Origin of the sequence: Stenotrophomonas sp. SORGH_AS_0321 (genome assembly GCF_031453215.1) — a bacterium.
In the GTDB taxonomy this organism is placed as follows: Bacteria; Pseudomonadota; Gammaproteobacteria; order Xanthomonadales; family Xanthomonadaceae; genus Stenotrophomonas; species Stenotrophomonas chelatiphaga.
Map to the genome: position 1 here is coordinate 1,059,406 of NZ_JAVIZG010000001.1, position 20,628 is coordinate 1,080,033.

A 20,628-nucleotide genomic window follows, 5' to 3' on the forward strand; every position below is an offset into this window, starting at 1 on the left:
ATCCGGATACCCCATGACTGCTTTCGATAAACACCAGGTTGCCTGCTTCCGCTTCGTCCGCTGCGATTTCGCCGCGGACACCGGCGTGGCGCGCCTGGTCTACGCCTTCGACCACGGCCCGGAGATGGTGGAAACCATCACCGTGCCCGGCGCCCCGTTCTCTCTGTCGCCGGAGCGCGCCGCCGCGGTACAGCGTGCGCTGCAGCTGCTGCATCTGATCGCCGGCGTGAGTTATTACAAGGCGGGCGTGCCGGACACGGTGGCCATCGATGGCTATGCGATCGACGCGGAAACCGCAGCCCTGGTGGAAAGCATCTACCTGCACGGGCTGGGCGAGTTCGCCTACCGCAACGGCCTGAACCTGCGCGGGCGCTTCCGCCTGCCGGTGGCCGGCGAGGTGGCGCCGGCGCCGGCGCTGGGCCTGCAGCCGCATGCGCTGGTGGCCATCGGCGGCGGCAAGGATTCGCTGGTCAGCATCGAAGCGCTGCGCCGTGCCGGCGTGGATGAGACGGTCACCTGGATCGGCGGCTCGCAGTTGATCCGCGCCTGCGCCGAGCGTACCGGCCTGCCGACCCTCAACCTGGGCCGCGCGCTGGCGCCGGAGCTGTTCGAGCTCAACCGCAAGGGGGCCTGGAACGGGCACATCCCGGTGACCGCGGTGAACTCGGCGATCATGGTGCTGGCAGCGCTGCTGCAGGGCGTGGACCAGGTGGTGTTTTCAAACGAACGTTCGGCCAGCTATGGCAGCCAGATCCCGGGCACCGGCGAGGTCAACCACCAGTGGTCGAAGGGCTGGGCGTTCGAGCAGGCCTTCGGCCGCCACGTACAGCGCTATGTCGCAGCCGACCTGCAGTACTACTCGCTGCTGCGGCCGATGTCCGAACTGGCGGTTGCACGCCAGTTCGCCAAGACCGATTTCTACGACGCGCATTTCTCCAGCTGCAACCGCAATTTCCATATCCTCGGCGAGCGTCCGGTGAACCGCTGGTGTGGGGTGTGCCCGAAGTGCCACTTCGTGTTCCTGGCGCTCGCACCGTTCATGTCCAAGGCGCGGCTGGTGCGCATCTTCGGCCGCAACCTGCTGGATGACCTGGACCAGGCCGGCGGCTTTGATGCGCTGCTCGAATTCCAGGACCACAAGCCGTTCGAATGCGTGGGCGAGGGCAAGGAGTCGCGCGCGGCGATGGCCACCCTGGCCACGCGCCCGGACTGGAAGGAAGACGCGCTGGTGAAGCGTTTCTGCAACGAGATCCTGCCGCAGCTTGATGCCAACGAACTGGCCGTGGAGCCGATGCTGGAACTGCAGGGCGAGCATCGCATCCCGGCCAGGTTGTGGGAGCGGGTGCGTGAAGATTTCGCAGCTTGAGGGAAAGCGGGTCGCGTTGTGGGGCTGGGGCCGTGAGGGACGTGCGGCCTACGCGGTACTGCGCGCGCGCCTGCCGGCGCTGCCGCTGACGTTGTTCTGCCCGGCCGCCGAAATGGACGCGGCGCGGGCGGAGGCCGGCACCGCGCTGGATGTCCGTGGCGAACCCAGCGCGGATCAGCTGGCCGGCTTCGATGTGGTGATCAAATCGCCGGGCATCAGCCCCTACCTGCCGGTGGCGCAGGCGGCATTGGCACAGGGCACGCAGTTCATCGGCGGCACCGCGTTGTGGTTCGCCGAACACGCCGCCGCTGACGGCACGGTAGGCAACACGATCTGCGTGACGGGTACCAAGGGCAAGAGCACCACCACCTCGCTGCTGGCGCACCTGCTGCGCGCGGCCGGGCATCGCACCGGGCTGGTCGGCAACATCGGCTTGCCCTTGCTGGAAGTGCTGGACCCCCGGCCGGCGCCGGCGTACTGGGCGGTGGAGCTGTCCAGTTACCAGACCGGCGAGGTCGCCCGTAGTGGGGCGCACCCGCAGGTCGCGGTGGTGTTGAACATCTTCCCTGAACACCTGGACTGGCACGGCAGCGAACAGCGCTATATCCAGGACAAGCTGGCGCTGGTCACCGAAGGCGCGCCGCGCATCGCAGTGCTCAACGCGGCTGATCCGCAGCTTGCCGCGCTGGCCCTGCCAGGCAGCGAGGTGATCTGGTTCAACCAGCCGCGCGGCTGGCACATGCGGGGCGACATCGTGCACCGCGGCGAACAGCCGGTATTCAACAGCAGCGATACGCCGCTGCCCGGACGGCATAACCGCGGCAACCTGTGTGCGGTGCTGGCGGCCATCGAGGCGCTGGGGCTGGACGCGGTGGCGCTGGCGCCGGCGGTGCAGTCGTTCCGGCCGCTGCCCAACCGGCTGCAGCGCATCGGTGCGCGCGAGGGCGTGGTCTACGTCAACGATTCGATCAGCACCACCCCGCACGCGAGCCTGGCCGCACTGGACTGCTTCGCCGGGCAGCGCATCGCACTGCTGGTGGGCGGGCATGACCGCGGGCTGGACTGGAGTGACTTCGTCCAGCACATGGCGCACGATCAGCCGCCGCTGGAGATCGTCACCATGGGCGCCAACGGGCCGCGGATCAACGCGCTGCTGCAGCCGCTGGCCGACGCCGGCCGCTTCGGCCTGCACGCCGCGCAGGATCTTGCCGAGGCAATGACCTTGGCACGCGCTGCGCTGGGCGCTGCTGGCGGCGTGGTGCTGCTGTCACCGGGCGCCCCCAGTTATGGCGTATACCGCGATTACGTCGCCCGCGGCCGTCATTTCGCCGAACTGGCCGGATTCGACCCCGACCTGATCAGCGCGATCCCCGGCATCGGCCTTTGACCGCAAACTGCTGCAGGTGGAGCAGGTAGCGCCGAGCCGTGCTCGGCGGGACGTTGGCGATCATGCCTGCTGCACCGCGCCGCTGCGCTCGCCGACCATGGGTCGGCGCTACCGTCTGGCGGTCGCAGGGTAGCGCCGAGCCATGCTCGGCGGATGCTGGCGATGATGTGCTTTCCGCTGCGCTCGCCGACCATGGGTCGGCGCTACCGGTCAGACGCTGGGTCGACGCTGCCGGGTCAGTGGCTGCGGCTGACGGCGTAGCGGGCCAGGCCGCGCAGGGCGGCTACCGCATCGTTGTCGGCCAGGCCGTCCAGCGCGCGTTCGGCGGCGGCGGCATATTCCTCGGCGCGGTTGCGGCTGTAGTCCAGCCCGCCGGTGGCGCGGATCGCGGCCAAGACCTCGGGCATCGCACTGGCGTCGCCATCCTGCACGATGCTGCGCAGGCGCTGGCGGGTGGCCTCGTCGGAATGGGCCATGGCATGGATCAGCGGCAGGGTCGCCTTGCCTTCAGCCAGGTCATCACCCAGGTTCTTGCCCAGTTCTTCGGCATTGGCCGAATAATCCAGCACGTCATCGGCAATCTGGAAGGCATACCCCAGCGCCATGCCGTAGTCGTACAGCGCCTGCTGGGTGGCCTCGTCAACGCCGCTGGCCAGCGCGCCCAGGCGGGTTCCGGCGGCGAACAGCACCGCGGTCTTGCGTTCGATCACGCGCAGGTAGGCGGCCTCGTCGGTGTCCGGGTTATGCACGTGCAGCAGCTGCAGCACTTCGCCTTCGGCGATGCGGTTGGTGGTGTCGGCCAGGATCCGCATCACCGGCATGCGGTCCAGTTCCACCATCAGCTGGAAGCTGCGCGAGTACAGGAAATCGCCCACCAGCACGCTGGGCGCGTTGCCCCACAGCGCGTTGGCGGTGCTGCGGCCACGGCGCAGGCTGGATTCGTCCACCACGTCGTCGTGCAGCAGGGTGGAGGTATGGATGAACTCGATGATCGCGGCCAGCTGGTGGTGTTCCGGGCCGGCGCCACCGACCGCGCGGCCGGCCAGCATCACCAGCATCGGGCGCAGGCGCTTGCCGCCGGCCGAAATGATGTGGTCGGCGATCTGGTTGATCAGCACCACGTCCGAAGCGAGCCGGCGCCGGATCAGGGCATCGACGGCGGCCATGTCGTCGGCGGCAAGCGTCTGGATCTGGGGCAGGCCCAGGGCGGCACGGGTGTCTTCGATGATGGTCATGCGGTCTGGCTTCAAGGCTCGCCGCCAATTATAGGCGCTGGCCGTGAATTCGGGCGCATGTGCGGGCGGCGGCGCCGGCGAGGGGCCTGGATCAGTGGCGGAAACGCTCCATGAGCCGTGAATACGTATGCAGCCGGCACCATGCCGCGGGGCCCGAGGCTAAGCTTCCTCAGCTGCATTCCGGCCCGTGTTTCCGCAGGGGCCAACAGAGCCCGGAGGGGGGCCTGATGTCCAATACGCCATGGTGGCGCGGCGCCGTCATCTACCAGATCTACCCGCGCAGTTTCCTCGATGCCAACGGCGATGGAGTCGGCGACCTGCCCGGCATCATCGACCGCCTGGACTACATCGCCGCGCTCGGCGTGGACGCGATCTGGATCTCGCCGTTCTTCAAATCGCCGATGGCCGATTTCGGCTATGACATCGCCGACTACCGCGACGTGGATCCGCTGTTCGGCAACCTGGACGACTTCGATCGGCTGCTGGCCAAGGCGCATGCGCTGGGCCTGAAGGTGATGATCGACCAGGTGCTGAGCCATACGTCGATCGAACACGACTGGTTCCGCGAGAGCCGCCAGGACCGCACCAATCCGAAGGCGGACTGGTACGTCTGGGCCGACCCGCGCGAGGACGGCACTGCGCCGAACAACTGGATGTCACTGTTCGGTGGCGTGGCCTGGCAGTGGGAGCCGCGGCGCGAGCAGTATTTCCTGCACAACTTCCTGGCCGACCAGCCGGACCTGAACTTCCATAATCCGGCGGTGCAGAAGGCCACGTTGGACAACGTGCGGTTCTGGCTGGATCGCGGGGTGGATGGTTTCCGCCTGGACGCGATCAATTTCTGCTTCCATGACCGGCAGTTGCGCGACAATCCACCCAAGCCGGCGGACAACCGGGTCGGGCGCGGTTTCAGTCCGGACAATCCGTACGCCTACCAGTACCACTACTTCAACAATACCCAGCCGGAAAACCTGCCGTTCCTGGAGGAGCTGCGCGCGTTGCTGGACCAGTATCCGGGGGCGGTCAGCCTGGGTGAAATCTCTTCGGAGGATTCGCTGGCCACCACCGCCGAATACACCACGGCCAAGCGCCTGCACATGGGCTACAGCTTCGAGCTGCTGGTGGACGATTACAGCGCGGCCTACATCCGCGATACGGTCTCGCGGCTGGAAACGGCGATGACCGAGGGCTGGCCGTGCTGGGCCATTTCCAACCACGACGTGGAGCGTGCAGTGACCCGCTGGGGCGGGCATCCGGCCGATCCGCGCCTGGCGCGCATGCTGGTGGCGATGCTGTGTTCGCTGCGCGGGTCCATCTGCCTGTACCAGGGCGAAGAGCTGGGCCTGGGCGAGGCCGACGTCCCGTTCGAGGCCCTGCAGGATCCGTACGGCATCACCTTCTGGCCGAACTTCAAGGGACGCGACGGCTGTCGTACCCCGTTGCCGTGGGTCGATGCCCCGTTGGCCGGTTTCACCACCGGCGAACCGTGGTTGCCGATCCCGGCCGACCACCAGTCGCGCGCGGTTGCCGTGCAGGAAGCGCAGCCGGATTCGGTGCTGTCGGCCTTCCGCCGCTTCCTGGCCTGGCGGCGCACGCAGCCGGTGCTGCTGCACGGTGATATCCGCTTCCTGGACAGCGCCGAGCCGGTACTGTTGTTCGAACGCACGCTGGGTGATGAGGTGATGCTGCTGGCCTTCAACCTGTCTTCGCTGCCGGCGCGGCAGCTGCTGCCAGAGGGCGCGTGGCAGGCCATGGACGTGCCCGGCCCGGATGCCGGTTCGGTGGATGGCACCGAGCTGGCACTGCCCGCGCACGCGGTGTACTGCGGCCGCCGCATCGGCTGATTGTTTTCTCCGTTGGTGGTACTTGAGGGGCGCTGCCGAGAGGCGGCGCCCTTTTTTGCGCGCGGCTGGCGCGCCGCGGATCGATAGGGCGTGGTGGTGAATCCTGTCCGCAGCGCGTCGAATTCGAATCCCTGTTTACAAAATAGTGCAGAGACCGCGCCACGGCCGCGCTCGACACTAGGCACTCCATCAACGTGAGGTGTCTCATGAAATCCATCCTGAGCTGTTTCCTCGTCCTGGCGTCTGTTGCAGCCATCCTGCCCCCGGCAGCCCATGCATCGGGAGAACGTAGCGGTGTCCCGCGCAATGACCATGCCGCTTGCGTAAATGCCTTCAAGCAGTCGCCGGCGTTCGCGCAGGGATGTGCTTTGGCTTGGGCGAATCTTGCCAAAGACAGCTGTGCGATCAATGCCTTCTGTCCGCGCCCGGACGGTAGCCGCCAGTTGAACAAGACCTCGATGCCTCTGGTCGACGTTCCGCTCCTCCAGAACTGCAGTGGGACGCTCCGCTTCCGCTGTGACTGACATGTGCAAATGGAAAGGGGCGCCCATTGGGCGCCCCTTGTCCTCGACCTGGCAGGTGGATCAGAACCGGTAGTTCACACCCAGCATGTAGGTGCGGCCCCATTCCACATATTCCAGCGGGCGATCAGTGGTGCCTGCATAGGTGCGGTACGGTTCGTTGGTCAGGTTGGTGCCCTGCAGCAGCAGGGTCAGGCCGGCCATCGCGCTGCTGTCGCTGAAGGTGTAGCTGATCTGCGCGTCGGTCACGTTCTCGCCCACCACGTAACGCAACGTGCGATTACCGTTGAAGTTGCCGATTTCACCGATGAAGTCCGAGCGGCGACGCTGGCTCACGCGTGCTTCAAACCCGTTGCGTTCGAAGTAGGCGGTGAGGTTGTACACGCGGTCGGACAGGCCGGGCAGGGCGATCGGATCACTGCCCACGCTGGAGGCGCTTTCCGGATCCAGGATCTCGATGTCGCTGTCATTGAACGTGGCACTGGCCTGCACGCCGAAGCCACGCAGGGCATCGGTGAACATGTCCAGCGGCAGCGAAGCGGTCAGCTCCAGGCCGCGCAGGGTGCCACCTTTGCCGTTCTGCGGCGAGGAGAACGTACCGGTCGGCAGCACCGGCGCGACCATGCCCGGCGGCGGCACATAGCTGGCCAACAGATCGCTGAAGTCGTAGTCATCCACCGACTGGGTGTACACGTAGCTCTTCAGGTCCTTGTAGAACACCGCGGCGGCCACGTAGGCACGCTCGGCGAAGTACTTTTCATACGACAGGTCGAAGGCGGTGGCGCGCCACGGATCCAGCAGCGGGTTGCCGCCGCTGCCACCCGGTCGACCGGTGGCGGTGTCCACGCCGAACTCCAGCCCGGCGCGCATCTGGTCCACGCGTGGGCGCGCGACCTGCTTGGCGGCGGCAAAGCGCAGCGTCTGCTGGTGCGGGAACATGAAGGCCAGGTTCAAGCTGGGCAGCCAGTCCTTGTAGGTCTTGCCGTCGTCGATCGGCAGCACTTCCTGGCCCACTGGACGTGAACGATCGAAGTAGTTGGACTGCGAGCTTTGATCCACGTGCTGCATCTGCACGCCGATGTTGCCACGCACGCCGACCACGCCGATGTCGGTGTTGATGTTGGCGCGCAGCCAGGCGGTGGTGATCTTCTCCTGCACCGTCCACGACTTCGGGATCAGATAGTCCAGGTCGGTGACAGGGTTGAACTCCATGTAGCGCTCGACCGCGGCCGGCACGTTCCAGGCCGGGATGTACCCGATGCCGGCGAAGCCCAGGTTGACGGGACGGTATTGCAGGTCGGACGCCACATTGGCATCGCCCTGCGCGCCCAGCAGGATGTTGCCTTCGGCCTGGGTCTTCTGCTTGCGGCGATCAGCGTAATTCACGCCCACATCGATATCGGCGAACAAGCTGGACAGGGCCTCCGGTGCCGGCAGGGTCAGCGCGATCTTGCCGCCTTTCAGGCGATCTTCCACCTGTGGCACCTTGCCGTAGCCGGAGCCGTAGATCGTGTTGGTCAGGAACAGCGCATCCGGATTGGAATAATCCAGGCCCGGGTTGATCTGCGAGAACCCGTTGGGCCGCACCACCACGCCCACGCTGTCCAGCTGCGGCATGGGGGTGAGCTGCAGGTTGTTTTCCAGGTTCAGCTCATCGCGGGTGGCCTTGGAGTAGTTCACGTCGGCCACCAGCTTGACGCCGTTGCCGAAGGTGAACTCGTTGTTCCAGCCGAACGCATCGATCTTGTCTTCGCGCTTGTTGTACATGCCGCGCACCAGCGGATAGACGCCGGTGGCGGTGCCGCCCTGGAAGGTGCCATCGGCGCCGACCTGCGGGTTGGTGATCAGCAGGCCCGGCGTATAACCGCCGTTGAAGTTGCTGAGATTGACCTCGAACTGGTTGGCCGTGTCGATCTGCTCGGCGTCGGTATGGAACGCGTCCAGCGTGCTCGTCCAGCTGTTGTTCGGGCGGAACTGAACGGTCGCCATGAAGGCGTCGCGCTTGCTGTTGCCGGTGCGGCGCAGCGCCTTGATGCCGTCACTGAACGTCACGCCCGGTGCCAGGCCGGGACGGTTGCCGTTGTCGGTGTGTTCGGTGGTCCACGGCTCGTACAGGCCGACCTGGTTTTCGTGGATCGGGTTATCGCTGTGCGCGTAGCCGATGGCAATGCCAAGGGTCTTGTCCAGGAACTGGTCGATGTAGCTGGCGCTGATGCGGTTGCCGAATTCATCCACGTTGGCGGCGTCGCCCAGCGAGCTCTTCTGGTAGCGGCCGCTGACCGCGATCACGCGGTCCGGGAAGCTCAACGGGCGGGCGGTCTGCATGTCGATGGTGCCCGACAGACCCTGGCCGACCAGTGCCGCGTCAGGGGTCTTGTACACGGTCACGCCATTGACCAGTTCGGACGGGTACTGGTCGAATTCGACGCTGCGGTTGTCGCCGGTGCTGACCACTTCGCGGCCGTTGAGCAGGGTGGTGGCGAAGTCCGGGGACAGGCCGCGCACGCTGATCACCTGCGCACGGCCGGCCACGCGCTGGGCGGCAAGGCCGGGCAGGCGGGCCAGCGATTCGGCGATGCTGACGTCGGGCAGCTTGCCGATGTCTTCGGCGGAAATGACTTCCACCACTGAGGTGGCGTCCTGCTTCACCGCGATGGCGTTTTCAATGCCGCGACGGATGCCGGTGACCTGCACCGCGTCCAGGTTGGTGGCGCCGCTGCCGGTCTGGCCGCCGGCGGTGGTGGACGTGGTGGACTGCGCGAAAGCGAGTACCGGTGACAGTGCGACGGCCAGCGCCAATGACAGCGCGTTGCGCTTGTGGTTCGACATTTCCCCTCCCAGGCAATGTTGCCGAATCTAGTTGTGGTCCGCGCCGGCACTGCCGATACGGGTCGCGGCACGGTGGCCGCTGACTGCGACGCTATGGTATGCAGCGCGCCGCGCGCTGGAATCAGCCTGCATACGTATTCAATGCAGCGACACGCGGTGTAAGCGATTACATGTTGGCGAGGGCAGCGACGGCGTGTGGGTAGTGACGGCCGCTGGCCGTCAGCGCGTGGTGCTTGAAGACGGCCAGCGGCCGTCACTACCCATCAGCACGTGGTGCTTGAAGACGGCCAGCGGCCGTCACTACCGATCAGCGCGTGTGGTTTAGAGACGGCCAGCGGCCGTCACTACCTGACCGCGGCTGGCGTCCCGCCCTTCACAGCGGGGTGAAGCGGATCGCCTGGCCGCCGCCGGGGCCGAGCACCAGGGTAAGCGCGTCGGCGCTGGTGACTTCCCGGGTTTCGCGCGCGAAGGCAAAGGGATTGCTGCGGAAATCCGCCCCGTCACCATCGCGGTAGATCTCCGCGCGGTAGCGCACCCCCGGTTCCAGGAAGCCCAGCGACACCGGCAGCACGCGGCCGTGTTCATCGGTGATGCTGCCGAGGAACCAGTCGCGGCTGTTGCGGTCGCGGCGCACGATGGTGACGAAGTCGCCGACCTCACCGTCCAGCACCCGGCTCTGTTCCCAGTCCACCGCTACGTCCTTGATGAACTGGAAAGCGTCCTGGTGCTGCAGGTAATGCTCGGGCAGGTCGGCGGCCATCTGGATCGGGCTGTACAGCACCACGTACAGCGCCAGCTGGCGGGCCAGCGTGCTGGGAATGGCCTGGCCATGGCGGCCCTTCAATGACAGCACGCCGGGGGTGTAATCCATCGGCCCGGACAGCATCCGGGTGAACACCAGGTTGACCTCGTGTTCCGGCGGATTGGGCGGCTGGCCCCACGCGTTGTACTCCATGCCGCGCGCCCCTTCACGCGATACCCAGTTCGGATAGGTGCGGCGCAGGCCGGTGTCCTTGATCGGCTCGTGCGGGTTGACCGCCAGCCTGCGCGCGGCCGCTTCCTGCACCACCTTCAAATGGTGGCGGGCCATGAACTGGCCGTCGTGCCATTCGCGCAGCAGCGGGCCACCGGCCAGGTTGCGCCGGTCGACCTGGCCGTCATCGCAGACGTAGCCGGTCTTGAACGAATCCACGCCCAGCCGCGCGTACAGGTCCAGCGCCGCGCCCAGCTGGTCCTCGTAGTGGTCGATGGCACAGCCGGTTTCATGGTGGCCCACCAGGTGCACGCCCTTCTTCGCGCCGTAGGCGGACAGCGCCTCGATGTCGAAGTCCGGGGTGGCGCGGGTGAAGTCGAAGTCGTAGCCGTTGCCCACCCAGTTGCCATCCCAGCCGGGATTCCAGCCTTCCACCAGCACGCCGCGGAAGCCGTTGGCGGCGGCGAAATCAATCACCTTCCTGGTCTTCGCCGTGGTGGCGGCGTGGCGCGGGCCGGTGGCCCAGCTCTCCTCGTCCAGGTGCATCGACCACCACACGCCCAGATACTTGGACGGCTTGACCCAGCTGACATCGCCCAGCGCATTGGGTTCGTTGAGGTTGAGGATCAGGTCCGATTCGACCAGCCCGCCGGCGCGGTCGGCGATCTGCAGCGTGCGCCACGGCGTAGCGAAGGGCAGGGCGCGGCGCACCTTCCAGCCTTCGGCGGACGGGGAAAGCTGCGCGCGCAGGCGCTGGCCATCGGTGCGGCGCAGCCACATGCCGGCATAGTCCACCAGCGCGGCTTCGTGGATGGCCACGTGCAGGCCGCTGTCGCTGCGCAGGGTGATCGGGGTATGTGCCAGCGGCACCTCCTGCAGCGGGGTGCGCGCATACAGGTATTCATAGTGGATCGGTTCGCCGGCCGGGATCCACCACGCGGTGGAGTGCTGGGCGATGGCGAACTCGGTGAGCTCCTCATCGATGATCGCCTCGGCCAGCCCAGGCTGTTGCGGGAACACATAACGGAAGCCGACGCCGTCATCGAATACCCGGAACACCACGTCCAGCCGGCGCCTGTCACCGGTGGTCTGGCGCAGGGAAACCGTCAGTTCGTTGTAGTGGTTGCGGGTGAGCCGGCGCTCGCCCCAGGGCTGTTCCCAGGTTTCATCGAAGCGGCGGGTGCTGCTGCCGGTGATCTCAAAATCGCGGTCCAGCCGGCCATCGCGCAGCTCGAAGCCGAGCTTGGAGGCGTCCACCACCGTATCGCCGAGTCGCTGCACCTGGTAACGGGCGGTGCCGCCGTCCACCTGCAGCGTCACTTTCAGGATCTTCCCCGGCGATTCGACGCTGGCCGACGGCACGGTGGCAGCCAGCAACACGGGGCTGGCCAGCAGCAGGGCCAGGCCCAGCCAGGGCGCGCGGCGAGCACGCAGCAAACAACGAAAACAGCGACATTTCCCCTCCCAGGGCGATGCAGGAACTGCGCCGACCATAGCCCAGCCGGCCGGGAGGCCAGACGCGGCAGCCCATGAATACGTATGCAGGCAGGGCAGCTCCCGCGCCTGCCGTCTACCATGTCCGCACGATGCCTTGAGGGAGGCGTTGCGCCCCTGCCGGCCGCCTGGCAAGCGGGGACCTACAACATGCAAAGAGGGAGGGAGGGTGACGGGCGCAAGCCGGTCGTCCGCTTCGATGCTGAAGATGATCTGCCTGACCGTCGCCATCGCGACGACGCTGGGTTCGGCCGCGCATGCCGCCGACCTGGAATTCGAGGGTCGCACCGCGCGCGCTGAATCCGTGGCCGGTGGTGGCTTCGTGCTGCACACGCCGGATCGCCAGCTGCGCATTGCCGCCCAGCCGATGCGCAGCGACACCGCCAGCCCGATGTTCGATGCGCTGTTCGCGCTTGCGCAGCAGGAAATGGACCAGGACCGCGTGGATGCGATCCGCGATCCGTCCTTCGACGAAGGCCGGCCGGTGCCGTGCGAGTGCTTCAAGACCGGTGCCAACTGGCCGTATGTCTGGACGCGCGATGTCAGCTTCGCCGCCGACCTGGCGCTGGCACGGCTGGATCCGAAGCGCACCCGGCAGTCGCTGCAGTTCAAGTTGTCCGAAGCGCGCGATGGCATGACCCCCGGCCTGTTCGTGGCCCAGGACACCGGTTCCGGTGGCAGCTGGCCGATCAGCAGCGACCGCATCGTGTGGTTCCTCGCTGCCCGCCACCTGCTGGATGACAGCGCCTTCGCCGACCAGGTCTGGCAGGCGTTGCAGGGCACGCTGGCGCAGGACCGTGCCATGGTGTTCGACGCGGCCACCGGCCTGTACCGCGGCGAGACCTCGTTCCTGGACTGGCGCGAGCAGACTTATCCGGACTGGACCCGCGAAGACGTGCGCTTCATCGGCGATTCGTTCGCGCTGTCCACCAACGTGCTGCATTACCAGGCCCTGCGGTTGGGTGAGCAGCTGGCGGGCCAGCGCGGCGATGCCACGCGCGCAGCGCAGTACAAGGCTTGGGCCGATGCCCTGGGGCCGCGGATCGACGCACGCTTCTGGCGCGAAGACGCCGGGCAGTACATGAGCTACATCGGCGAAGCGGCGCACCCCGTGCCCTATGCCAAGTACGATCTGCTGGCGACCTCGCTGGGCGTATTGGCCGGGGTGTTGCCGACGGACCGCGCGCGCCGTGCATTGGCGGCGTATCCGGCCAGTGCAGCCGGCAGCCCGGTGGTGTGGCCGCAGGAAGGCAACCAGCCGGTCTACCACAATCGCGCGATCTGGCCGTTTGTCAGTGCGTATTCGTTGCGCGCCGCGCGGCTGCTGGACGATGCACCGCGTATCACCAGTGAAGTGCAATCGCTGATGCGCGGTGCCGCGCTGGCCGGTTCCAACATGGAAAACTACGAGCTGCTGACGCAGAAGATCCATGTCGACGAAGGCGCGCTGAGCGGCCCGGTGGTGAACTCCGAACGCCAGCTGTGGTCGGTCGCCGGCTACCTGGACATGGTGCTGCAGGGCGTGTTCGGCGTGGAAGCCGACGGCCAGGTACAACCCAAGCTGCCGGTCGCGCTGGTGCCGCCATTGTTCGGCACGCGGGACCGGATCACGCTGCAGATGGATGGCAAGCGCTACGTGCTGCTGAAGCCTGAGGTGATGCAGGGTGAGCTGCTGGTCGCCGGAAAGACGCAGCGCGACGGTGCCACCACCACCGTGCAACTGGTACCTGAAAGGGGTCAGATCGGGAGTCAGATCGGGGGTCAGAGTCCTTTCGCAAAGCGAAAGGACTCTGACCCCGCGCCGGCTCACCCAGCTGCGGCCGCTTATGCACCCGCCACGCCAGCCGCGCCTTCGGCCAGGCGGGAAGGCAATGCCTGGACCATCCCCGTCCCCGCCCAGCACGTGCTGTGGCGCGATGGCGTCGCAGTCGACGCGCGCGATGGCCTGGCACGTTTCGCCGACGACGGCCTGCAGCACTGCCTCAGCCTGACCCGCCGCGCGGACGCGCTGGAATCGCTGCACAGCCCGACCACCTGCATCGGCCCGCAGCAGCGCCTGCCTGGCGCGCAGGCGTGGTCGTGGACGCAGCCCGCTGCCGGTCGCGTACGCCTGCGGCTGCAGTTCAACAACCCCAACGGGCCGATCAATACCGGGGTCACCGCGGCGGTGAAAAAGCTCGCCGTCAGTTGTGCCGGCCAGCCCGCGCAGTCGCATACCGTGGTGATGCCGCACAGCGTGGCGGTGCAGGAATCCACCGCCGCCGAGTTCGATCTGCCCGCCGGTACGTGCACGTTCCAGCTGCAGGACGGCTTCAACATGAGCGCGTTGCAGCACTTTGCCCACTACACCGGCGGCAAGGGCGGTCGCGCGGGCGTGCTCAACACTGCAGACGTCAAGGCGCTGCTGCTGGCACCGATCGCCGCCCTGGCAGGAGACCGGCCATGAACCGTCCTGCCGTCGTCCGGCCCGACAAACCGCAGCTGTCGTTCTGGCAGATATGGAACATGTGCTTCGGTTTCCTCGGCATCCAGTTCGGCTTCGCGCTGCAGAACGCCAACGCCAGCCGCATCTTCGAAACGCTCGGTGCGTCGATGGAAGCGGTGCCCGGGCTGTGGATCGCCGCACCGCTGACCGGCCTGCTGGTGCAGCCCATCGTCGGCTATCTGTCCGACCGCACCTGGACGCGCTGGGGCCGGCGCCGCCCGTTCTTCATGATCGGCGCGGTGCTGACCACGCTGGCGTTGCTGGTGATGCCGAACTCGCCCACGCTGTGGATCGCGGCGGGCACGCTGTGGGTGCTGGATGCATCCATCAACTTGTCGATGGAGCCGTTCCGCGCCTTCGTCGGCGACCAGCTGGCGCCCCGCCAGCGGCCGACCGGCTTTGCCATGCAGAGCTTCTTCATCGGCGTGGGCGCCATCGTCGCCAGCTTCCTGCCCTTCATCCTGGCCCACTTCGGCGTGGCCAATACGGCCGCCCCGGGCGAAGTGCCGGACACCGTGCGCTATGCGTTCTACTTCGGTGCGGTGGTGCTGCTGGCGGCGATCACCTGGACGGTGCTGAGCACGCGCGAATACTCACCGACCGAGCTGGCCGGCTTCGCCGATGCCGAGCCGCCGCATGCCCATGCGGTGGCCGCGCGCGGCGTGCCACCGTGGGCGCAGATCGCGCTGTGGCTGCTGGTGGGCATCGTGCTGGCGGCACTGATCACCTGGCAGCGCGGGGACAGGATGCTGTACGTGCTGGCCGGCCTGTGTGCGGCCTACGGCATCCTGCTGGGCGTGGCGCGCGTGCTGCCCGGCACGCACATGCTGGCGACCATCGTCGATGACCTGCGCAACATGCCGGGCACCATGCGGCGGCTGGCGTGGGTGCAGTTCTTCTCCTGGTTCGCGTTGTTCGCCATGTGGATCTACACCACCGCCGCGGTGGCCGGCACCCACTTCGGTTCCACCGATCCGCAGTCGGCCGCCTACAACGAAGGCGCCAACTGGGTCGGCGTGCTGTTCGGTGCGTACAACGGCTTCGCCGCGCTGGCCGCCTTGCTGATCCCGCTGATGGTGCGCGCCATCGGGCTGCGCTGGAGCCACCTGGTCAACCTGTGGCTGGGTGGGGCGGGTCTGGTGTCGATGATGTTCATCGACGATCCGCGCTGGCTGCTGGTGTCGATGGTGGGCGTGGGCTTTGCCTGGGCCTCCATCCTGTCCCTGCCTTACGCCCTGCTGTCGGACAGCGTGCCGGCGGCGAAGATGGGCGTGTACATGGGCATCTTCAATTTCTTCATCGTGATCCCGCAGCTGGTGGCCGCCAGCGCGCTCGGCTTTGCCCTGCGCGCATGGCTGGGTGGCCAGCCGATGCAGGTGCTGGTGCTGGGCGGCTGCAGCCTGCTCGTGGCCGGCCTGTGCGTGCTGCGTGTTCCGTCCCGTCCGGAGGTGGTGTGATGCATGTGCGTCTGTCTGTTGCTGTAGGTTTTGCCCTGTTCGCTGGCCAGGCGCTCGCCGCCCCGCGCCCGGACTACGTAGGCACCACCGAACCGTTCGCACGCGATGCGGTGTACTTCGTGGTGACCGACCGCTTCGTCAACGGCGACCCGTCCAATGACCACCGCGACCAGGGCGGCGCGCACCGCACGTTCGACATCCCGGTGCCATGCCCGGACAAGGTGGATGGCAACATCGGCTACCTCGGCGGTGACTTCAAGGGCGTGCTGGACAATGCGGACTACATCCGCAACCTGGGCTTCGGCGCGGTGTGGATCACCCCCATCGTCGACAACCCGGACCAGGCCTTCACCGGCAGCAAGGAGATCAGCTGCACCAGCACCCTGACCGACCGCGGCAAAACCGGTTACCACGGCTACTGGGGCGCCAACTTCTACAAGGTGGACGAGCACCTGCCCAGCGCCGGCCTGCAGTTCGCCGACTTCACCAAGGGCCTGCACGCAGCCAGGCTGAAGGTGGTGCTGGATATCGTCGGCAACCACGGCTCGCCGTCGTGGACCATGCCGGTGCGCCAGCCACAGTTCGGGCAGATCTTCGACAAGGACGGCAGGCTGATCGCCGACCACGAAAACCTCGCGCCGCAGCAGCTGGATCCCAGCCACAATCCGCTGCACGCCTTCTACAACAACATCGGGCCGGTGGACTCGTCGAAGGGCTTGATCTTCGATGGCAACCTGGCCGAGCTCGGCGACTTCAACGAACACAACCCGGCGGTGATGGATTACCTGGTCGGCGCCTACCTGCAGTGGACCGCGCAGGGCGTGGATGCGCTGCGCATCGATACCATCGGCTGGCTGCCGCACCCGTGGTGGAACGAGTTCGTGCGCCGCGTGCGTGCCGAGCATCCGGGCATGTTCATGTTCGGCGAAGCGTTCGACTACGACGCGGCGAAGATCGCCGAGCACACCTGGCCGGCGAACGCCAACGTCAGCGTGCTGGATTTCCCCTCGCGCGGGGCGATGGAAGAAACCTTCGGGCTGAAGCAGAAGGGCTTCGAAACGCTGGCCGAGCCGCTGCACCTGCTGGGCGGGCCGTACGCCAATCCGTACGAGCTGATGAGTTTCTACGACAACCATGACATGCCGCGGCTGGATGCCAGCGATGCCGGCTTCATCGACGCGAACAACTGGCTGTTCACCGCGCGCGGCATCCCGGTGCTGTACTACGGCTCGGAAACCGGCTTCATGCGCGGCCGCGCCGAACACGCCGGCAACCGCGCCTACTTCGGCCAGCAGCGCGTGGATGCGGCAGCACAGAGCCCGATCTTCGACCCGTTGCAGCGCGTGGCGAAACTGCGCGAAGCCACCCCGGCACTGCAGCGCGGCCTGCAGGTCAACGAGCGCCTGCAAGGCAACGAAGCGGTGTTCTTCCGCGTGCTGCAGCATGGCGGGGTCAACCAGACCGCGCTGGTGCTGTTGAACAAGGGCGATGCAGCGGCCCGCATCGAAGTGAAGCGTTACCTGCAGGCCGGCACCTGGCGCGACGCGCTGGACGGCGGCATGCTGCAGGTGTCCGCCTCGCTGAAGGCCGACGTCCCCGCGCACGGCATCAAGGTCTACGTACTGGACGCCCCCGTGCAGCAGAAGGCCCTGCAGGCCGAACTCGACCGCGCCATGGCCGACCAGCAGGCCCGCACCCGCAGACTAGCCGCCCCCTGACCCGGCGATGACGGCCGCTGGCCGTCACGCTCTTGCTCCGGGTAGTGACGGCCGCTGGCCGTCAGACCCCAGCCCCGGTAGTGACGGCCGCTGGCCGTCAGGCCCCGCATCGGTAGGTGACGACCGTTGGTCGTCACCCTGTTGCGCTTGCTCTGGTAGTGACGGCCGCTGGCCGTCAGGCTCTTGCTCCTGAATCACCCACCACATCAGCCCAGCACCCCGCCCTGACGGCGAGCGGCCGTCACTACCGGGCATCTGCGTCGCGGCGCTGGGTACAATCAAGTTTCTGCTCGCCGTGCTCCATCTACCATGACCGACCTTCCGCCCCAGACCCCGATCGAAACCCTGCTGCAGACCGCCATGGCCGGCCAATTGCCGATCAAGGCCTTCATGCAGGCCTTCGTCGCCTCCGAGGTGGTGCTGCTCACCGGCAGCCTGGTCACCCCTGATGGCACCGGTTTCGACCCACTGCTGTTCGACAAGCAGGGCGTGCTGCACGTTGCCGTGTTCACCGATCCGGCGCGCGTCGGCTTCCATTCCGAACAGGCCCCGCACCAGATCCGCTGGCTGATGCTCGACGTGCTGCGCCGCGTACCGGGCGGCTACGGGGTGGTGATCAATCCCGGCACCACGCTGGGCTTTGAGATTTCGCCGGCGGGTGTGGGCGAGATTCTGAAGGATTTCGCGTAATGGTAGCTGCCCCGAAACCCGGCGCCCTGGCGATGAAGCACCTCTCTACGGCCGGAACGCTCCTCCCTGTTCCTTCAGCGTTGCTGCGATGATTCGCGCAGTACCAGTTTCACCGGGATGCTCATCCCTTCGGCGGTTTCTCCCGCCACCAGTGCCAGCAGTTTCTCCACCAGCAGCTGACCGGCCTGTTTGGTGTCCTGCGCCACGGTGGTCAGCGGCGGCGATACCGACGCAGCCAGTGGAATGTCGTCAAAGCCGGTGACGCGCACATCCTGCGGTACCCGCAGGCCATGTTCGCGCAGGGCGCGCAGCGCGCCGATGGCGATCAGGTCACTGGCCGCGCAGATGGCATCGAATGGCACGCCGCGTGTCAGCAGCAGTTCGCAGGCGGTCTGCCCGTACTCTTCGGTGGTGATGGCATCGACCTGCAGCTGCGGGTCGGGCGCCAGGCCGCGCGCTTCCAGCGCGGCCACGTGCCCGCGATAGCGCTCCTGGAACTCCGGGTAATGGCTGGAGGCATGGCCGAGGAACGCGATGCGGGTGCAGCCCTGGTCCAGCAGGTGGGCGGTGATGTCGAAGCCGCCCTGGTAGTTGTCGCTGCCGATCGACACGCCGGGCTGGCCAGGCAGGGCGGCGCCCCAGCGCACGAAGTGGGTGCCTTGTTCCACCAGCCGCTGCAGGCGGGTCAGTGATTCGTGGTAGTCGCCATAGCCCAGCAGGATGATGCCATCGGCCTTGTTGCTGTCTTCGTAATCGGTGTGCCAATCGGTGGACAGCTGCTGGAACGACACCAGCAGATCGCGGCCGTGCAGCGCGCAGGCGCGGGTGATCGAGCCCAGCATCGCGTGGAAGAAGGGATTGATCAGCGAATCGTCGGTGGTCGGGTCTTCGAAGAACAGCAACGCCAGCGTGCCGGCATTGCGCAGGCGCAGGCTGGAGGCGTTCTTGTCGACCTTGTAGTTCAGCTCGCGGGCAATGGCGATGATGCGCTGGCGGGTTTCGGCGTTGACCATCGGGCTGCCACGCAGGGCGCGCGACACCGTGGGCTGGGAAACTCCGGCCAGGTGGGCGATGTCCAGGGACGTGGCTTTGCCTTTGATGGTCATGAACGCGGCGCTGGGATGACGGCCTTCATGATGCCATGGGCTGTCGCAGGTCGCTGGTTTGCGCCATGCCGGAAAGCCACCTGCGCCGGAGCACGAGGTGGCGGACGGTGCGGGTCACAATACCGGTGGAGTTACTTCCCAATAGGCCGGTGGATCCGAAGATCCCCACGCACCGCCCGCCATGGAACCGACGGGTCGATGCATACTCTGCCCTGACTCCAAGCATGGACAAAGCGTGGGGAAGGTACTCCAACACAGGATTGTGATCCTGGCCGGTCCAGCTGGACCAGCCCCGTCATCCTGCGCGGAACGATCGCGAGCGGCTATGAGAAAAGTTGCAATCTGCAGGTCCGCGACGCCGACCATGGGTCGGCGCTACCGGTGCCGCCGCCCGTAAGCAGGTAGCGCCGAGCCACGCTCGGCGAAATCCCAACGCAGGCCAACAGTCGCAACGCCGCCATGACCCTGTAGCGCCGAGCCACGCTCGGCGGAATCCCGCCGCAGGTCGTTAACGCCGCCACCGCCCCTCGGAACCCCCCTACCGCCAAACCCCGCACGGTGGGAGCCCCCACACGGGTAGAAACCCGACCCCGGACGACCCGATCCCACCCCAGTCCGAACCCCGTCCGGTGGTAACATGGGGCGTTCTGCAATCCCCCCAATTCACTGGGGCGGTCCCGCGCCGGCGCCCCCAGGGCCCGCCCGGACCGTCCCCGGACAACGGAAGAACACTCCTATGGCGCGTGGCATCAACAAAGTCATCCTGGTCGGCAACCTCGGCAACGACCCGGACGTGAAGTACACCCAGGGCGGCATGGCCATCACCCGTATCAGCCTGGCCACCACCAGCGTCCGCAAGGACAAGGATGGCAACCAGCAGGAGCGTACTGAATGGCACCGCGTGGTGTTCTTTGGCAAGCTCGGCGAAATCGCCGGTGAATACCTGCGCAAGGGCAGCTCGGTGTATGTCGAAGGCAGCCTGCGTTATGACAAGTACACCGGCCAGGACGGTGTGGAAAAGTATTCCACCGACATCATTGCCGACGAAATGCAGATGCTTGGCGGTCGCGGTGAAGGCGGCGGCGGCGGAGCAGGCGGCGGCGGTGGCAACTACGGCGGTGATCGTCCGCAGCGCCAGCAGGCCCCGCGCCAGGAATACGGCGGCGGTGGCGGTGGTGGTCAGCGCCAGGGCGGCCAGGGTGGTCAGGGCGGCGGCTACGGCCAGCAGCGCCCGCAGCAGCAGCCGCAGCAGGCGCCGCCGATGGACGACTTCGCTGACGACGATATCCCGTTCTGATCGATGGAATGCTGCAGGTCGTAAGACGTTTGAAAAAGCCCCGTTTTGACGGGGCTTTTTTGTGTCCGATGGATCTGTCGAAGATGGCCCGCACGCGCCACGTTGTGCCCTGCAGCACGCCTTTTCGTGCACTGCGTCTTGCAATAAAACAAACGCCTCCTCTATGGTGCAATCGATTGCATTGCCGCAATCGATAGCGTTTGAAACCGGTTGGGAGGCCGGCAGG

At 66.7% G+C, this 20,628-nt stretch carries 13 protein-coding genes; 9 read left to right on the forward strand and 4 right to left on the reverse strand.

What is annotated here, in order from left to right; translation table 11 throughout:
- Window positions 1–13 precede the first annotated feature (13 nt).
- Window positions 14–1,366 carry a UDP-N-acetyl-alpha-D-muramoyl-L-alanyl-L-glutamate epimerase gene (murL, locus tag QE373_RS04550; RefSeq protein WP_309684039.1) on the forward strand — a complete coding sequence of 451 codons (1,353 nt, stop codon included), beginning with the start codon at window positions 14–16 and terminating at the stop codon, window positions 1,364–1,366.
- Window positions 1,347–2,753 carry a UDP-N-acetylmuramoyl-L-alanine--D-glutamate ligase gene (murD, locus tag QE373_RS04555; protein WP_309684041.1) on the forward strand — a complete coding sequence of 469 codons (1,407 nt, stop codon included), beginning with the start codon at window positions 1,347–1,349 and terminating at the stop codon, window positions 2,751–2,753. The genes murL and murD overlap by 20 nt, the downstream gene beginning before the upstream one ends.
- A gap of 236 nt (window positions 2,754–2,989) precedes the next feature.
- Here murD and QE373_RS04560 read toward each other — a convergent pair whose 3' ends face one another.
- The gene (locus QE373_RS04560; protein ID WP_309684044.1) at window positions 2,990–3,988 is read right to left on the reverse strand and encodes a polyprenyl synthetase family protein; all 999 of its coding nucleotides are present in this window, start codon (window positions 3,986–3,988) and stop codon (window positions 2,990–2,992) included.
- A 227-nt stretch (window positions 3,989–4,215) separates the two neighbouring features.
- Here QE373_RS04560 and QE373_RS04565 point away from each other — a divergent pair, with 227 nt between their 5' ends.
- Both QE373_RS04565 and QE373_RS04570 read left to right on the forward strand, forming a co-directional pair.
- The gene (locus QE373_RS04565) at window positions 4,216–5,832 is read left to right on the forward strand and encodes an alpha glucosidase (RefSeq protein WP_309684046.1); all 1,617 of its coding nucleotides are present in this window, start codon (window positions 4,216–4,218) and stop codon (window positions 5,830–5,832) included.
- Between the two features lie 206 nt (window positions 5,833–6,038).
- Entirely contained in the window at window positions 6,039–6,356 is a 318-nt protein-coding gene (locus QE373_RS04570) for a hypothetical protein (protein ID WP_309684048.1), read from the forward strand.
- A gap of 60 nt (window positions 6,357–6,416) precedes the next feature.
- Here QE373_RS04570 and QE373_RS04575 read toward each other — a convergent pair whose 3' ends face one another.
- Both QE373_RS04575 and QE373_RS04580 read right to left on the reverse strand, forming a co-directional pair.
- Window positions 6,417–9,182, reverse strand: coding sequence for a TonB-dependent receptor (locus tag QE373_RS04575; protein ID WP_309684050.1), 2,766 nt, complete (start codon window positions 9,180–9,182; stop codon window positions 6,417–6,419).
- A 373-nt stretch (window positions 9,183–9,555) separates the two neighbouring features.
- Complete coding sequence (locus tag QE373_RS04580) at window positions 9,556–11,592, reverse strand: glycoside hydrolase family 97 protein (protein ID WP_309684053.1); 2,037 nt, start codon at window positions 11,590–11,592, stop codon at window positions 9,556–9,558.
- A gap of 256 nt (window positions 11,593–11,848) precedes the next feature.
- Between QE373_RS04580 and QE373_RS04585 the strand changes: the two genes are divergently transcribed.
- The 4 genes from QE373_RS04585 to QE373_RS04600 all read left to right on the forward strand — a co-directional run bounded on the left by QE373_RS04585 (window position 11,849) and on the right by QE373_RS04600 (window position 17,999).
- Window positions 11,849–14,095, forward strand: a complete 2,247-nt coding sequence (locus QE373_RS04585) for a Six-hairpin glycosidase-like protein (RefSeq protein WP_309684055.1) — start codon at window positions 11,849–11,851, stop codon at window positions 14,093–14,095.
- On the forward strand, window positions 14,092–15,591 hold the full coding sequence (locus QE373_RS04590; protein WP_309684057.1) for an MFS transporter: 1,500 nt from the start codon (window positions 14,092–14,094) through the stop codon (window positions 15,589–15,591). Before QE373_RS04585 ends, QE373_RS04590 begins: the two co-directional genes overlap by 4 nt.
- The gene (locus tag QE373_RS04595; RefSeq protein WP_309684059.1) at window positions 15,591–17,309 is read left to right on the forward strand and encodes an alpha-amylase family glycosyl hydrolase; all 1,719 of its coding nucleotides are present in this window, start codon (window positions 15,591–15,593) and stop codon (window positions 17,307–17,309) included. The genes QE373_RS04590 and QE373_RS04595 overlap by 1 nt, the downstream gene beginning before the upstream one ends.
- A 309-nt stretch (window positions 17,310–17,618) precedes the next feature.
- Window positions 17,619–17,999, forward strand: a complete 381-nt coding sequence (locus QE373_RS04600; protein ID WP_057509074.1) for an SseB family protein — start codon at window positions 17,619–17,621, stop codon at window positions 17,997–17,999.
- 74 nt (window positions 18,000–18,073) lie between these two features.
- Here QE373_RS04600 and QE373_RS04605 read toward each other — a convergent pair whose 3' ends face one another.
- Window positions 18,074–19,105 (reverse strand): LacI family DNA-binding transcriptional regulator, encoded by a 1,032-nt coding sequence (locus tag QE373_RS04605; protein WP_123700462.1) that lies wholly within the window; start codon window positions 19,103–19,105, stop codon window positions 18,074–18,076.
- Between the two features lie 736 nt (window positions 19,106–19,841).
- Here QE373_RS04605 and QE373_RS04610 point away from each other — a divergent pair.
- A complete protein-coding gene (locus QE373_RS04610) occupies window positions 19,842–20,402 on the forward strand; it encodes a single-stranded DNA-binding protein (protein ID WP_309684063.1) in 561 nt (186 codons plus the stop codon).
- Window positions 20,403–20,628: the final 226 nt, after the last annotated feature.